This is a genomic window from Streptomyces sp. NPDC054834, assembly GCF_053611185.1.
The window spans coordinates 1-14,896 of record NZ_JBSGZV010000047.1 but is presented as its reverse complement, the minus strand read 5'-3'; the positions used below and the strand labels follow the sequence as shown (position 1 = coordinate 14,896).

At 69.4% G+C, this 14,896-nt stretch carries 14 protein-coding genes; 4 read left to right on the top strand and 10 right to left on the bottom strand.

Annotated features, from left to right (window positions below; translation table 11 throughout):
- The first annotated feature begins 358 nt into the window (after positions 1–358).
- Together ACWGJM_RS39645 and ACWGJM_RS39640 are read left to right on the top strand one after the other, a co-directional pair.
- Positions 359–1,063 carry an aggregation-promoting factor C-terminal-like domain-containing protein gene (locus ACWGJM_RS39645; protein WP_453416604.1) on the top strand — a complete coding sequence of 235 codons (705 nt, stop codon included), beginning with the start codon at positions 359–361 and terminating at the stop codon, positions 1,061–1,063.
- A gap of 149 nt (positions 1,064–1,212) precedes the next feature.
- Entirely contained in the window at positions 1,213–2,598 is a 1,386-nt protein-coding gene (locus ACWGJM_RS39640; protein WP_453416603.1) for an AI-2E family transporter, read from the top strand.
- Here the strand turns inward: ACWGJM_RS39640 and ACWGJM_RS39635 are convergent.
- The 4 genes from ACWGJM_RS39635 to ACWGJM_RS39620 all read right to left on the bottom strand — a co-directional run bounded on the left by ACWGJM_RS39635 (position 2,566) and on the right by ACWGJM_RS39620 (position 5,147).
- Complete coding sequence (locus tag ACWGJM_RS39635; protein ID WP_453416602.1) at positions 2,566–3,021, bottom strand: hypothetical protein; 456 nt, start codon at positions 3,019–3,021, stop codon at positions 2,566–2,568. The two genes, ACWGJM_RS39640 and ACWGJM_RS39635, sit on opposite strands and share 33 nt — an antisense overlap.
- A gap of 167 nt (positions 3,022–3,188) precedes the next feature.
- Positions 3,189–3,728 carry a hypothetical protein gene (locus ACWGJM_RS39630; protein WP_453416601.1) on the bottom strand — a complete coding sequence of 180 codons (540 nt, stop codon included), beginning with the start codon at positions 3,726–3,728 and terminating at the stop codon, positions 3,189–3,191.
- A 315-nt stretch (positions 3,729–4,043) separates the two neighbouring features.
- The gene (locus ACWGJM_RS39625) at positions 4,044–4,586 is read right to left on the bottom strand and encodes an alkyl hydroperoxide reductase (protein ID WP_453416600.1); all 543 of its coding nucleotides are present in this window, start codon (positions 4,584–4,586) and stop codon (positions 4,044–4,046) included.
- A gap of 6 nt (positions 4,587–4,592) precedes the next feature.
- A complete protein-coding gene (locus tag ACWGJM_RS39620) occupies positions 4,593–5,147 on the bottom strand; it encodes a peroxiredoxin (RefSeq protein WP_453416599.1) in 555 nt (184 codons plus the stop codon).
- A gap of 138 nt (positions 5,148–5,285) precedes the next feature.
- Between ACWGJM_RS39620 and ACWGJM_RS39615 the strand changes: the two genes are divergently transcribed.
- On the top strand, positions 5,286–6,233 hold the full coding sequence (locus ACWGJM_RS39615; RefSeq protein WP_453416598.1) for a LysR substrate-binding domain-containing protein: 948 nt from the start codon (positions 5,286–5,288) through the stop codon (positions 6,231–6,233).
- Between the two features lie 60 nt (positions 6,234–6,293).
- On the opposite strand, the gene ACWGJM_RS39610 is transcribed toward ACWGJM_RS39615, so the two are convergent.
- The 6 genes from ACWGJM_RS39610 to ACWGJM_RS39585 form a co-directional block, all read right to left on the bottom strand.
- Positions 6,294–8,624, bottom strand: coding sequence for an ABC transporter permease (locus tag ACWGJM_RS39610; RefSeq protein WP_453416597.1), 2,331 nt, complete (start codon positions 8,622–8,624; stop codon positions 6,294–6,296).
- Positions 8,621–9,310, bottom strand: a complete 690-nt coding sequence (locus tag ACWGJM_RS39605; protein WP_453416596.1) for an ABC transporter ATP-binding protein — start codon at positions 9,308–9,310, stop codon at positions 8,621–8,623. Before ACWGJM_RS39605 ends, ACWGJM_RS39610 begins: the two co-directional genes overlap by 4 nt.
- Positions 9,307–9,831 carry a PadR family transcriptional regulator gene (locus tag ACWGJM_RS39600; protein WP_453416595.1) on the bottom strand — a complete coding sequence of 175 codons (525 nt, stop codon included), beginning with the start codon at positions 9,829–9,831 and terminating at the stop codon, positions 9,307–9,309. The genes ACWGJM_RS39605 and ACWGJM_RS39600 overlap by 4 nt, the downstream gene beginning before the upstream one ends.
- 215 nt (positions 9,832–10,046) lie before the next feature.
- Complete coding sequence (locus ACWGJM_RS39595) at positions 10,047–10,835, bottom strand: alpha/beta fold hydrolase (protein ID WP_453416594.1); 789 nt, start codon at positions 10,833–10,835, stop codon at positions 10,047–10,049.
- 264 nt (positions 10,836–11,099) lie between these two features.
- Complete coding sequence (locus ACWGJM_RS39590) at positions 11,100–11,342, bottom strand: hypothetical protein (RefSeq protein WP_453416593.1); 243 nt, start codon at positions 11,340–11,342, stop codon at positions 11,100–11,102.
- On the bottom strand, positions 11,339–12,274 hold the full coding sequence (locus tag ACWGJM_RS39585; RefSeq protein ID WP_453416592.1) for an SPFH domain-containing protein: 936 nt from the start codon (positions 12,272–12,274) through the stop codon (positions 11,339–11,341). The genes ACWGJM_RS39590 and ACWGJM_RS39585 overlap by 4 nt, the downstream gene beginning before the upstream one ends.
- Positions 12,275–12,504: 230 nt before the next feature.
- Here ACWGJM_RS39585 and ACWGJM_RS39580 point away from each other — a divergent pair, with 230 nt between their 5' ends.
- Positions 12,505–14,862, top strand: a complete 2,358-nt coding sequence (locus ACWGJM_RS39580; RefSeq protein ID WP_453416591.1) for a transglycosylase domain-containing protein — start codon at positions 12,505–12,507, stop codon at positions 14,860–14,862.
- Positions 14,863–14,896 lie beyond the last annotated feature (34 nt).

Here is a 14,896-nt window from a genome sequence, read left to right as displayed (position 1 = left end):
AGCCTAGCCGGGCGGCGCCTTCGTGTGTGGGCGTTTCTTGAAATCCCCAGGGCCAAACCGGATGTGAGCTTTCACACGCAACACGGAATTGCCACCCACCGTCCGGTTACGGCAGAGTCTCACTCCTGTCAGGCCCCGCATACGACACACCTGTACCCCCAGCGGTACGGCACTACTTGAGCACCATCTTCAACTCCATACCGAATGTCGTATGCCGCCCGAGCACCACACGGCTCTCCTCCGGGAGTCGCCCACCGGGCCCGTGCCTCCCGTGACCCCGCAGTTGGGAGGCCAGAGTTCAGGGGCACGATTGCGTCCGCCAGGGTCACCGAAGCGGGCGATGCTGGAAGGAAACCGTGTGAGCCGGATTTCGGTCCGGGGATTCGCAGTGGCCTCGGCCACCGCGGTCACCGCCGTGGGAAGCGTCGTCGGAGTTGCCTCGGGCAGCGTCGCGCAGAACAACGACGCCGAGCCGACGGCTGCCGACACCACGCTCCTCGCGGACATACCCGCGGGTCAGCAGGCCGAGGTGCAGACCGCGTCCCTGACGCAGCAGGCCGACACACAGGCCATCGCCGCGGACACGAGCGCCAAGAAGGACGCCGAGGAAGCGGCCCGTAAGGCCGCCGCCCACTCGGCGATCCAGAAGAAGGCAGCCGCGGAGAAGGCCGCCCAGGCCGCGAAGGAGCGCGCCAAGGCGAAGGAAGCGGCCAGCCGCGACGACGTCCGCACCGAGTCCGCCAGCGGCAGCTTCCCCGTGCAGAGCTCCTACACCGTCGCGCAGGTCCAGGCGATGGCGCGTCAGATCGTGGGAGCCGGGCAGTTCCAGTGCTTCAGCAACATCGTGGACCACGAGTCCACCTGGAACTACAAGGCGGTCAACCCCTCCTCCGGCGCCTATGGCCTCGTGCAGGCCCTGCCCGGCTCGAAGATGTCCTCCGTCGGTGCCGACTGGCAGACCAACCCGGCCACGCAGATCAAGTGGGGCCTGCAGTACATGAACGAGCGCTACGGCAGTCCCTGTGACGCCTGGTCGTACTGGCAGGCCAACGGCAACTACTGAGTCCGGCCGCCGCTCTCAACCCCGCACAGCCCCTTCCCGTCCTACGGGGAGGGGCTGTTGCCCTGTACGGTCGGAATGGAACGACTCCAGGGGGGGGAGTGGTGGAGAGCACCCGGGGACACGAGGGACACGGGGGAAAAGGACGCATCATGTCACGAGTGCCAGGGTGGCTCGGCAAGCTCGGCGCCGGTCTCACCGAGATGAGCGAGCGCCTGGACGAGCGCCGCGTCGAGGTGGAGCGCGAGAGCGCCCCGGATTCCCCGGGCACCCTGCCGGAACCCGCCGCCTCCAGCCCCGCCGCCGCCGCGACCTACGCAGGCGACGCGACCTACGCCGGCGACGTGACCTCCGTCGGCGACGTGGCTCCCGCACCCGACGCGGCCCCCGCACCGCCCGCCCGCAGGACCGCGCCCCCGGCCGGCCCCCGCCCCGACCCCGCCGAGGCCGTGCCCTGGGGGGTGCGGGTGGCGGCCGAAGCCGGGTGGCGGCTGCTGGTCCTCGCCGGCACCCTCTGGGTCCTGATGCGGGTCATCAGCGCGATCCAGCTGGTGGTGTTCGCCTTCGTCATCGCCCTGCTGGTGACCGCGCTGCTCCAGCCGACGGTCGCCCGGCTCACCCGCCGCGGAGTGCCGCGCGGCCCGGCCACCGCGCTCACCGCCATCAGCGGGTTCGTCGTCATCGGGCTCATGGGCTGGTTCGTGACCTGGCAGGTCATCGAGAACATCGACACACTCTCCAGCCAGATCCAGTCCGGCATCGACGACCTGCGCGACTGGCTGCTGAAGAGCCCGTTCCACGTCACGGACAAGCAGATCAACCAGATCGCGAAGAACCTCCGCGAGGCGATCGGCGCCAACGCCGACCAGATCACGTCCGCGGGCCTGGAGGGCGTTCAGGTCATCATCGAGGCCCTCACCAGCATCCTGCTGGTGTTCTTCTCGACCCTGTTCCTCCTCTACGACGGCAAGCGCATCTGGGAGTGGTTCCTGAAGCTGGTGCCCGCCGCGGCCCGCCCGGGTGTGGCCGGCGCCGGTCCGCGCGCCTGGCGCACCCTGACCGCCTATGTGCGCGGCACGGTCCTGGTCGCCCTGATCGACGCGATCTTCATCGGCATCGGCATCTACTTCCTCAACGTGCCGATGGCCGTCCCGCTGGCCGTCTTCATCTTCCTGTTCTCGTTCATCCCGCTCGTCGGCGCCGTCGCCTCCGGCGCGCTCGCGGTGATGGTGGCGCTGGTGACCCAGGGCGTCTTCGCGGCCGTCATGACCCTGGCGGTCGTTCTCGCGGTCCAGCAGATCGAGGGCCACGTCCTTCAGCCGTTCATCCTCGGCCGCGCGGTCCGCGTCCACCCGCTGGCCGTCGTCCTCACGGTCGCGGCCGGCGGCATGGTGGCCGGCATCGGCGGCGCGGTGGTGGCCGTACCGCTGGTGGCTGTGACGAACACGGTGGTGGGGTATCTGCGCGCGTACTCGGCGGAAGCTGCCGCGAACCAGAGCGAGCCCTCAGCCGTAGAGGGCGACCATGGAGGCGAGTAGCAGCACGGCCGAGGCTGCGAGGGCCGGAATCCGGTAGCGGCTCCACGCGGCGAGCGCGCACGAGTACGACCAGGCCCCGCCCACGAGGGCGACAGCCCACCAGCCGGCCGTCGTGTGTGCGGCCGAGAGAAGAATCGGCGCCGGCATGAGCGTCGGCGGGATGACGGCGAGCCGTGGCCCGATGCCCAGCCTCTTGTACACGACGAGCATCACGATCAGGGAGCCCGTGAACAGGAGTGGGAGGGCGGTCAGATTCCATCCGGTGACGCAAAGGCCGTCGGTCGTCCGGCAGATCTGGCCGCTGCGCTGCCCGACCCAAGAGAGGTAGGCAAGGGCGCCGACGGCCAGAGCCGCTCCTGTGACGGCGGCGCCCAGGACCCCTGGCAGGGCGGCGGCCCCTGGTTCGGTGCGGGGGGTGGTCATGTCCGGCAGCCTTCCGTATGCGACGGCCGGGGGCCTGAGTACGGATACTCAGGCCCCGGGGCCAGTGGTCACTGGAAGAGGCGGACGGGGGCCGGATCCGGATCAACGAGCCGGGGCTCCACGCGTGTGATGCGTGGAGCCCCGGTTCACGGTTCGTGCAGCGCCTGCTAGTTGCAGTTCGTGCTGTCCTGAACGTTGTTGATGATGTAGGTGCTCGAGCTGGAGGAGGACTTCATCAGCGACGTGACCGTGCCGCAGCCGCCGTGGTTGCGGTAGACGGGGCCCGCGTACTCGGAGTAGGTGCCCGAGTCCTCGGCGCAGCCCTCTGCCGTGTAGTTCGAGCAGAGCTTGATCTTCATCCACTTCGCGCCCGACGTGTTGTTGTCGAGGATGGCGCACGTGGGGGCGTCGTTGCTCGCGGGGTTGCTGCCCTTGACGTAGACGAAGAGAGTTCCCTTGCGCGACGCGTCGGGCAGTTGTTCCGCCTTGTAGAGGTTGTATCCCGTACCGCAGACGGTCGCGGCGGCAGCGACAGCGGTGGGCTGTGCCGCCGCGATCGCCTTCGTGTGCCTGTCGGCCTTGGCGGAGATGCTGGGCACCGGCTGGTCGGCGGCGGCGACCTGCGGAGCGGTCACGCCGAGGAGGCCCAGGCCGGCTACGGCCGCGGCAAGCGCGGTCCTCGACGAGACACGGCTTCGAATGGACATGAGGTCCCCCTTGGAATGCACTTGAGCAGCCGCCGGAAAACGCGGGCCGACGGCACAAATGTGGTCCGTGGGAGCCAATCAGATCCTCGTTGCGGCTGTCGATCGGCTATTCGGCAGCGAAGTGGAGACTTGAACTCCGCTATGACTCTCGGCGTGTGGAGCTTCTTCGCTCGAAGGGGGCAATCGGACATTGCTCGATGGCTTCTTCACTTATGGTTCCGGCCCTGAGCGGAGTGAGTGGTTCATGTCACACCAGTGAGCGCACGACGGCCCCTGCCCATCGCATGGGCAGGGGCCGTGATGTGCCGGAACGGTTTACTCGGCGGCCTGGGCCAGCGCCGCCTCCGCGTCGAGGGTCACGCCGACGGCCTGGACCACGGACGCGATCTTGAACGCCTCCTGGACGACCTCACGGTCGATGCCCGCCTTGCGGAGCACCTGCTCGTGCGAGTCGAGGCACATGCCGCAGCCGTTGATGGCGGAGACCGCGAAGGACCACAGCTCGAAGTCGACCTTGTCGACACCGGGGTTGCCGATCACGTTCATCCGCAGACCTGCCCGCAGGGTGCCGTACTCGTGGTCCGACAGCAGGTGACGCGTGCGGTAGAAGACGTTGTTCATCGCCATGACGGCGGCAGCCGACTTCGCGGCCGTGTACGCCTCCGGCGTCAGGTTCGCCTTCGCCTCGGGCTCCAGCTCGCGCAGCACGATCGGGGAGCGGGAGGCGATCGCCGTCGCCAGCACCGTGCCCCACAGCTGCTGCGCCGGCAGCTCGGAGTTGCCGATGACCGAGCCCAGGTTGAGCTTCAGGTCCTTGGCGTAGTCCGGTACCCGGGACTTGAGGGAGTCGAGCGACATGTCAGGTCACTCCCCGGCCAGCAGCTTGACCGGGTCGAGCGTCTCGTCGCCCTTGCTCCAGTTGCACGGGCAGAGCTCGTCCGTCTGGAGCGCGTCCAGCACTCGCAGGACCTCCTTGGGGTTACGGCCGACCGAGCCCGCCGTGACCATGGAGAACTGGATCTCGTTGTTCTGGTCGACGATGAAGACGGCGCGCTTGGCGAAGCCGTCCTCGCCCTCGATCCCGAGGTCCCGCATCAGCTCGTGCTTGGAGTCGGCCATCATCGGGAACGGCAGGTCGCGCAGGTCGTCGTGGTCCTTGCGCCAGGCGTGGTGCACGAACTCGGAGTCGCCGGAGAAGCCGAGCACCTGGGCGTCACGGTCGGCGAACTCGTCGTTCAGCTTGCCGAAGGCGGCGATCTCGGTCGGGCACACGAAGGTGAAGTCCTTGGGCCACGCAAAGATGACCTTCCACTTGCCCTCGTAGGTCTTGTGGTTGATCGTGTCGAACTCCGCACCCTTCTCCAGCGAGACGCAGGCGGTCAGTTCGAACTCGGGGAACTTGTCACCGACAGTGAGCACACGCTCTCCTTGCAGCGAAGAAACACCCGTATTGCGGTGTTTCCCATGGGTTGGACGCTCTCGATGTTGGCACGGAGTGCATTGATCCGGGAAATAGCTACACTTGGTCGGGTTGATCGGAGGTGGCTATCAGTGACCATGAGTGGCAGCAAACGGCGCCAGCCCAGCCTGTCCCAGCTGCGCGCGTTCGCCGCCGTCGCCGAGCACCTGCACTTCCGGGACGCGGCGGCCGCCATCGGCATGAGCCAGCCCGCGCTGTCCGGGGCGGTGTCCTCCCTCGAGGAGACCCTCGGGGTCACGCTCCTCGAGCGTACGACCCGCAAGGTGCTGCTCTCACCCGCCGGTGAGCGTCTGGCCGTACGGGCGAAGGCGGTGCTGGACGAGGTCGGGGCGCTGCTGGAGGAGGCCGAGGCGGTCCGGGCGCCGTTCACGGGCGTCCTGCGGTTGGGGGTCATCCCCACCGTCGCGCCCTACCTGCTGCCCACCGTCATCGACCTGGTCCACGACCGCTACCCGCACCTCGACCTCCAGGTGCACGAGGAGCAGACCGCCAACCTCATCGAGGGACTGACCAGCGGGCGCCTCGACCTGCTGCTGCTCGCCGTCCCCCTCGGGGTGCCCGGTGTCGTCGAACTCCCCCTCTTCGACGAGGACTTCGTGCTCGTCACCCCGCTCGACCACTGGCTCGGCGGCCGCGAGGGCATCCCGCGCGAGGCCCTGAAGGAGCTCAACCTGCTGCTCCTGGACGAGGGGCACTGCCTGCGCGACCAGGCGCTCGACATCTGCCGGGAGGCCGGACGGGAGGACGCCCCGGTCACCACCACGGCCGCGGGCCTGTCCACCCTGGTCCAGCTCGTCGCCGGGGGACTCGGCTGCACCTTGCTGCCGCGCACCGCCCTCAAGGTCGAGACGACCCGCAGCAACCAGCTCCTCACCGGCTACTTCGCCGACCCCGCGCCTTGTCGCCGCGTCGCCCTCGCCATGCGCGCCGGCGCGGCCCGCGGCGCGGAGTACCAAGAGCTGGCGGCCGCACTGCGCGAGGCATTGCGACCGCTGCCCGTACGGGTCCTGGACGGGGACGGCTAGTACCCCATCCCGTCAGTACCCCATCTCCCCATCCCGCCAGTACCTGATTCCGTCAGTGCCTCACTCCGTCCGCAGCCCCTCCGGCCGCATCAGCCGCAGCAGGGGCGGCAGGCTGAGCAGGGTCACCGTGAGGACCACCGCCGCGCCCACGCCGGTCATCGACAGGACGCTCGCCCAGTCGACGCGCACCGGTGTGGCCGTCATGCGGAGCAGTACCGCGCCCAGGGTCAGGCCCACCGTGGAGGCGAGGAGCAGGCCCAGGGCGATCGGGACGGCCGTCTGCCACAGCACCGACAGGCTCAGCGTGCGGCGCCGGGTGCCGAAGGCGACCAGGGCGGACAGCAGTTTCCTGCGCTCGCGCAACTGCTCCAGCTGCGACACCAGCAGGCTCGCGCCGATCAGCGCCAGCACGCAGGCGGCGCCGACGAGCAGTCCGGTGCGGATGGAAGTGAACTGCTTCGTCTGCTCATTGGCCGACCACTCCATGGCGTCCGCCGCCGGCGAGAGCTTCGCCGCCGTGTTGCGCGCGTACTCCTTCACGTCCGGCACGGACTCGTCCAGCGACAGGTAGACGCGCCCGTACAGCGTCCCCGCCGCCTGCGCGGGCACGGCGCCGGGAGTCATCAGGAAGCCACCGCGCCGCACGTTCGTCGGGTCCTTGATGGACTGGGCCTGCTTGATGCTCCGGGGCACGGTCCAGGAGGCCTCGACGCCCCGCTCGCCGGAGTAGGTCGGGTCGAGGTACAGCGTCCGGCCGGCATGCGCGAGTTTCGGCGTGTCGGTGTCGTACTCGCCGCCCCGGACGACGAAGACGTCACCGTCCCGGCAGGAGGGCAGCGTGGCCACCTCGCGCAGGGCGGCGCAGCCGCCGACGGTGAGCTGGCTGGAGGTCTCCGGGTCCTTGCGCCTGGTCGCGAGTTCGCCGGAGGCCAGGGCGGTGGCCTTGAGCACGCCCTTGGTGCCCGAGAACTTCTCGGCCGCCGTGGTCAGTCGCACCCCACTCGGCACGGACACCTCCATCTGCGCCCGCGACACGTCGTTCTTCGACTGCTTGGTGTAGTCGCTGTCCACCCCGGAGAACAGCATCTGCAAGGCGATCGCCCCGGCCACCGCGACCGCGATGCCGTTGACCAGGCGCGCGGCCGTGCCGCTGCTCATCTGAAGCCGCCGTACGGCGAGTTGCCAGGCGACACCGCCGGAGCCGAGCCGGGCGACGACCGTCTCCACCACCCACGGCAGCAGCGCGGTGACACCGATCAGCAGCAGGAGGACACCGCCGGCGACCAGGTACTGGTTGAAGTCCCCGTGGCTGCGGCCTTTCCCCAGCATCGGGTAGAGCATCCCGAGCCCGGCCAGCGGCAGCAGCAGCCGCCACCACAGGCGCCGGCGCGCCGGCCGTGCCGTACGGACCACGCCCAGCGGCTCGATGACCACCCCGCGCATCGCGAACAGCGTGACCGCCACGGCCGCCGCCGGGACCGCGACCGCGACCAGCGCGGCGAGCCCGGGGGAGGGGTCGAGATAGCTGGGGAAGACGCTGATGTCCATGAGCTCGACGGAACCCGCCGCCTGACGGCCGATCAGGAAGAAGACCGTGCCGAGGACCAGGCCGAGCAGCGAGCCCGCGAGGGCCTCGCCCGCCGCGATCCGGCGGGTCATCCGGCTGTCGGAGCCGACCAGCCGCAGCGCCGCCAGCCTGCGGTCGCGCCGCTCGCCGCCGAACCGTACGGCCGCGGCGATGAACACGGCGACCGGCGTCAGCAGCACGATGAAGACCACGAGGGTGAGCAGGAACAGCACCGGGTCCGTCTCGTCCGGCGACGGGTTCGGGTCGCCGTAGTGGTCGATGCGGTCGATCTGGGAGTGGTCGATCTTCGCCGCGAGGCCCTTGACGCCGGCGTAGTAGGAGAGTTCTTGCGAGCCGACCAGCCCGGGCTCCCCGATGGTCCCGGCGATCCGGTACGGCAGCCGCTGCCGCAGCAGCTTCCCGCTGTCGGAGGCGAGCAGCGACTTCAGTGCCGGCGAGACCACCATCTCGCCGGCCGCCGGGTACCGCTCCACGCCCGGCGGCAGCGGGGCGTGCGGTCCCTCGGGCTCCACCAGGCGCCCGCGGAGTTCGCTGCTGCGGAACGTGGAGTCGATGTCGGCGATGACGAGGGTGTCGTCCGCCTTGGGCAGCGTCTTCGAGCTGTACGTGTAGTCCAGCCGCGCCTCCTCGCGTTCGTGCCGCACCGACAGCGCGTTCGGCACCGCCGTCGTCAGCAGCAGCAGCGCCACGCCGAGCCCGACGCCGACGCCGGTCAGCAGCATCCGTACCCAGCCCTCGCGTCCGCCGGCGACGGCGAACCGGACCCCCATGGCCAGATCCCTGGACCACTGACGCACGCTCATATGGCGCGCTCCATATCGCGGGACTTGCCGTCCCGTACGACGATCTCGCGGTCGGAGTAGGCGGCCACCCGGGCCTCGTGCGTGACGAGCACGACGGCCGCGTTGGTCGACCGGGCCGCTTCCGTCAGCAGCTCCATCACGCGCTCGCCGTTGAGCGAGTCGAGCGCGCCGGTCGGCTCGTCGGCGAACAGCACCCGGGGACTGGTGACGAGCGCCCGCGCCACGGCGACGCGCTGCCCCTGGCCGCCGGAGACCTCGCCGGGCCGCTTGCCCTTGAGGTCGTCGACCTCCAGCCGTTCCATCCAGGTGAGCGCGGTCCGCTCGGCCTGCTTACGGGGCGTGCCGTTCAGCCGCAGCGGCAGCGCCACGTTCTCCACGCAGGTCAGCTCGGGCACCAGCTGGCCGAACTGGAACACGAACCCGAACTCGCTGCGCCTGAGCGCACTGCGCTCGGCGTCGCTCATCGTGGCGAGCTCCCGCCCGTCGTAGGTGATCGAGCCCGAGTCGGGCGGCACGATGCCGGCGAGGCAGTGCAGCAGCGTGGACTTGCCGGACCCCGAGGGGCCCATCACCGCGACGACCTCGCCGGGGTGGATGGAGAACTCGGCGCCGTCGAGCGCGAGGGTGGGGCCGTAGGCCTTGCGCAGGTCCTCTGCGGCGAGCAGGGAGCCGGGGGGAGGAGTCATCGGGCAACCGCCTCACGGAGCTTGTCGAGGCGCGCGGCGGTCAGCTCCAGCCAGCGCAGGTCGGCCTCGAGATGGAACAGGGCATGGTCACAGATCAACTGGTCCGCCAGATCGCCCTTGCGCTTGCGGTCCGTCAGGATCCGCATGCTGCGCAGGTGCTCGGCGCGCTGGGTGTCGAGGATGTCGGCCGCGTTCCGGTGGGTCAGCAGCGCCAGGACGACCTTGGTGTACAGGGTCGACTGGAGGTACGGCTCCGGCTGCTCCGGAGTCGCGAGCCACCGCTCCACGTCGGTGACGCCGGCGTCCGTGATCGCGTACCGCTTGCGCTCGGGGCCGCCGCCGGCCTCGATCCCGTCGACCTCGACGAGGCCGTTCTTCAGCAGCCGGGACATCGTCGAGTAGACCTGGCCGTAGTGCAGCGGCCGGTCGTGACCGAACTTCTCGTCGAAGGCCCGCTTCAGGTCGTAGCCGTGGCGCGGGCCGGACTCCAGGAGCCCCAGAAGGGTGTGACCGATGGACATGCCGAGGACTCTACACATGGTGTATACGTCGTATGTATACGCGGAGTGTGTAGCCCGTGGCGGCCCGTACGCCCATGCAGGTGGGAGCCCATTGTCACGGTTCTGCTACACGCCCGGGCGGGCTCGGAGGCCGGGGTCGTTCGTGAGAGTCCGGGGTCGGGGTGTCGCCGGCGCGCGGTGGATAGCAGGGTGTCCGAGTATCGGCTGCGCTGTTCTTACGGCTTGTGCGCGGTGGTGAGGAAGTCCAGGACGAGGGGGCTGGCGTGGGTGCGGCACTCCTCGAAGTAGGCGTGCCGGCCATTGGGGACCAGGTGCAGTCGGGCGTCGGGGATGCGGTCGGCGAGCAGGGGTGCGTTGGCGGTGGGGTTGAGCAGGTCGTCGCTTCCGTGGACGACCAGGGTGGGGGCGCTGATGCCCGGCAGGAGGTCCCAGGCGTTGTGCTGGTTGCTGGCCGCGAGGTGGTGGCGCCGGGCGTGGGCAGGCATGCGAGGGTCGCCGAGGGTGTGGTGCGGGCCGGGATGGGAGGCGAGCCATCGAGGGGTGTACATCAGCTCCAGCAGGGCCTGTCGCGCGGCTCCAGGCTGAGGTTGCGTCAGGGCTCGGCGGACGTCGTTGCCGCGTTCGACGCCGTGCGGGCCGCCGGGTGAGGTGCAGCCGAGAACCAGGGCGCCTACCCGGTGGGGGTGGCGGGCCGCGATCTGCTGGGCCACTCGTCCGCCCATGGACGTGCCGTAGACGTCGGCCCGGTCGATGCCGAGTTCGTCGAGGACGGCGATGACGTCCTGGGCGAACAGTTCGGTGCTGTAGGGGGTGTCCGGCTTGTCGCTGTCGCCGGTGCCGCGGTAGTCGAGCGTGAGGGTGCTGCGAGCGGGATGGAAGTCGGCACGAACCGCATCCCACCAGTGGTGGTTGTTGGCCTGGCCCGCCAGCAGGACCAGCGGCGCCCCCTGGCCCTGGAGCTGGTAGGCGATGCGGGTTCCGTCCGGTGTCATGGCGTACGTCATCGGCTTCCTCGCTCCTGTGCCGTCGGGCAGAGTACCCGCGTGGCTCCGGGCCTGGGTGGACGGCGAAGCCGGGTGATCGTTTCGGTGTGCTTCGTCGCCACCGGTCATACAAGGCAACCTCATGGTTGCCAGTACACAAAGCGGCAGATGCCTCGGGCCGCGGTCGGGCGCTGGAAGAAGTACCGGGCCGGCCCTCGGACACCTCACCGCACGGAGCCTGAAAAGCCCCGGTTCCTGCTCGTGCTGCTGCGGTCGCCGTGCGGGTTATGCGGCGGGGCCGGTGGGTGGGCGGCCGCGGCGGGGGAGGGGGCCGGTTTCCTTCGGCAGGCGGCCTGCCTCGGCCAGTGCCTTGCGGAGGAGGAACTCGATCTGGGCGTTCGCCGACCGCAGTTCGTCCCCGGCCCAGCGGGCCAGCGCCTCGTACACCGACGGGTCCAGCCGCAGCAGCACCTGCTTGCGCTGCTGCGGCCGACGCTGGGGGGCCGAACCCCCGGAGGGATCTGTCACTGGTAAAGGGTCCCTGTGTTCAGTACGGGCTGCGGCGCGCGGTCACCGCACAGTACGACCATGAGGTTGGACACCATCGCCGCCTTGCGCTCCTCGTCCAGCTCCACGATGTCCCGCTCCGCGATCCGGGCGAGCGCCGCCTCGACCATGCCGACCGCCCCGTCCACGATCTGCCGCCGCGCGGAGACCACCGCGCCGGCCTGCTGCCGCTGGAGCATCGCCGAGGCGATCTCGGGAGCGTACGCGAGATGCGTGAACCGCGACTCGATGATCCGCACGCCGGCCGCCTCCACGCGCGCGTGCAGCTCCACCGCGAGCTTCTCGGTGATCTCCTCGGCGTTGCCGCGCAGCGAGAGGCCGTCCTCGTCGTGGGCGTCGTAGGGGTACTCGATGGCGATGTGCCGCACGGCCGTCTCGGTCTGCGTGGCGACGAACTCCGTGTAGTCGTCCACCTCGAAGGTCGCCTGGGCGGTGTCCTGGACCTTCCAGACCACGACCGCGGCCAGCTCGATCGGGTTGCCGTAGGCGTCGTTGACCTTCAGGACGGCGGTCTCGTGGTTGCGGACCCGCGTCGATATCTTCGTGCGCGAGGTGAACGGGTTCACCCAGCGGAGCCCGTCCTCGCGGATCGTCCCCCGGTACCGCCCGAAGAGCTGGACGACCCGCGCCTCGCCCGGCGCCACCGTGTTCAGCCCGCACATCGCGAGGAACGCGGCGACACCGACCAGGATGCCGCCGACGATCAGCGCGGCCTTGCCGCCGCTCGCCGTGACAACCGTGGCGGTGACGATCATCCCGGCGCCGAGCAGCAGTCCGACAAGGCCGAGCAGCAGGGCCAGGCCGCCGCCGATGCTGTGCGCCGTGAACTCCCGTACGCGCGGGGCGGGCAGCTCGGGTACGTCGGCCGTGGCGGACGCGTCGTGCGTGGACATGGGTGGGCCCCCGTTCTCGCGGCGCCGGCCTTCGGCGCCTAGCTTCGTTCTAGCTAACTGATATCACTTTACCCCGCCCGAGCAACCCTCCAACCCCGCAAACCGTCGGTTCCGTTGGGACGGCGTGCTGATTGTCACGTCCGTAAAAGAGCGGATCGAACCTCCTTTGTCATATAGAGCGGTGTTAGCTTTCTGAGCTGACCTGAGACGGAAGCGGAGCGTAGGTACTCATGGGACGAGCGGAAGAGAGACGAGCGCGACAGCGCGGTGGCCGCCGCGCGGCGCCCAGGCGCCGCCGCTCGGAGCCCACGGCGAACGCCCAGCCCACGGCGAACGCCCAGCCCACGGCGAACACCCGGGCCGCGGTGACCGGCAAGCCCGCGAAGGGCCGAATACGCAGGCTGTTCACCTGGAAGAAGATCCTCGGCACGTTCTTCGGGTTCTGCCTGCTGTGCATCGGCGGATTCATCGCGCTGTACCTGGCCGTCGACATCCCCGCGTCGGCCAACAAGCTCGCGCAGGGCGAGAGCAACGTCTACAAGTACAGCGACGGCAAGATCCTGGCCCGCGACGGCGAGATCAACCGGGAGTCCGTGGATCTGTCGAAGGTGCCGAGGAAGGTCCAGTTGACCTTCGTGGCGGCGGAGAACAAGAGCTTCTACCACGACTCCGGCGTCGACCTCCGGGGCACCGCCCGAGGCCTGATCAACACCCTGTCCGGCAAGGGCAAGCAGGGTGGTTCGACGATCACCCAGCAGTACGTCAAGAACTACTACCTCGACCAGGACCAGACCGTCACGCGCAAGCTGAAGGAACTGGTCATCTCGTTGAAGGTGGACCGCGAGGAGCACAAGGACGACATCCTCGCCGGCTACATCAACACCAGCTACTACGGCCGCGGCGCCTACGGCATCCAGGCCGCCGCCCAGGCCTACTACCGCGTCGACGCCCAGAAGCTCAACGTCGCGCAGGGCGCCTACCTCGCCGCGCTGCTCCAGGCACCGAGCCAGTACGACTGGCAGGCCGCCACCCCCACCGGCAAGAAGCTGGTGAAGGCGCGCTGGAACTACGTCCTGAACAACATGGTCGAGGAGCACTGGCTGGACGCGGCCAAGCGCAAGGATCTGAAGTTTCCGATACCCAGGGAACCCAAGGGCGCCCCCGGCATGGGCGGCCAGAAGGGCTATCTGGTCGAGCTCGCCAACCAACAGCTCGAACAGCAACTGATGAAGGAGCAGAACCTCTCCGCGTCCGACGCGGAGGCGAAGGTCGTGCGGCAGGGCTGGACCATCACCCTGAACATCGACGAGAAGAAGCAGGCCCAGCTGGAGAAGTCGGTCAAGGAACAGCTGATCAGCAAGCTCGATCCGAAGAAGCGCAAGGTCGACGACGCCGTCCAGGCCGGGGCCGTCTCGGTCGACCCCAAGACCGGCAAGATCGTCGCGTTGTACGGCGGGGTGGACTACTTCAAACACTTCCGCAGCAACGCGACCCGTCGGGACTACCAGCCCGCCTCGACGTTCAAGCCCGTGATCCTCGCCGCCGCACTCGAGGCGGGCGCGAAGACGCAGAACGGCAAACCGATCACCGCCGACACCGTCTACGACGGCACCAGTGGCCGCCAGGTCGTGGACAACGGCACCAAGGTCGGCTTCGGCCCGCCCAACGAGGACAACCATAGCTACGGCCCGATCACCGTCCAGCGGGCGATGAACCTGTCCGTCAACTCCGTCTTCGCACAGATGGGCGTCGACGTGGGCATGCACAAGGTCATGAGCACGGCGAACACGCTCGGCATGGACACCAAGGGCATGCAGCCGGTGTTTGCGCAGACGCTGGGCTCCATGGGCGCCAGCCCCCTGGAGATGGCCGGGATCTACGCCACCCTCGACAACCACGGCAACAAGGTGACGCCGTCCATCGTCAAGTCGGCCGAGAAAAAGGACGGCCCGGTCGAGATGCCCAACCCGATCGGCAGCAGCGTGATCAGCCGGACCACGGCCGACACGGTGACCTCGGTACTGACCGGTGTGGTCGACGACGGTACGGCCAAGGACTCCGTGGCGCGCAACCCCTTGCGCGACGGCCAGCAGGTGGCGGGCAAAACGGGTACGTCGGACAAGGACAAGTCCGCCTGGTTCACCGGCTACACACCGGACCTGGTCACCTCCGTGGGCCTGTTCGGCGAGGCCAGGAAGGGCGGCGCCCAGGTCCCGATGTACAACACAGGTGGTGGAGGGCGCGTCAACGGCGGCACCTTCCCGGCGGCTATCTGGGCGGCATACACCTTCGGCGTCACACACAAGGCCAAGTTCGACCTCAACACCACCCAGGGCGCGGCGGTCGAGCCGACGGAGAGCTTCTCCTTCTCCCCGCCGCCGAGCGCGAGCACGTCCGCGCCGCCGTCCTCGGCCCCGCCGAGCTCCAACTCCCCGTCGTCCGCGCCCCCGTCGACCCCGGCGACCAGCAGCGCGCCGCCGCCGTCGTCCCCGCCCCCGTCGACGTCGCCGCCGCCGAGTCCGTCGAACTCACCGACGACCGGCAACCCGGACGACCCGATCAACCCGCTGAAGCCCGAAGGCCAGTAGGGGGAAGGAACGCGGAAGGGCGCCCGGTGGGAAC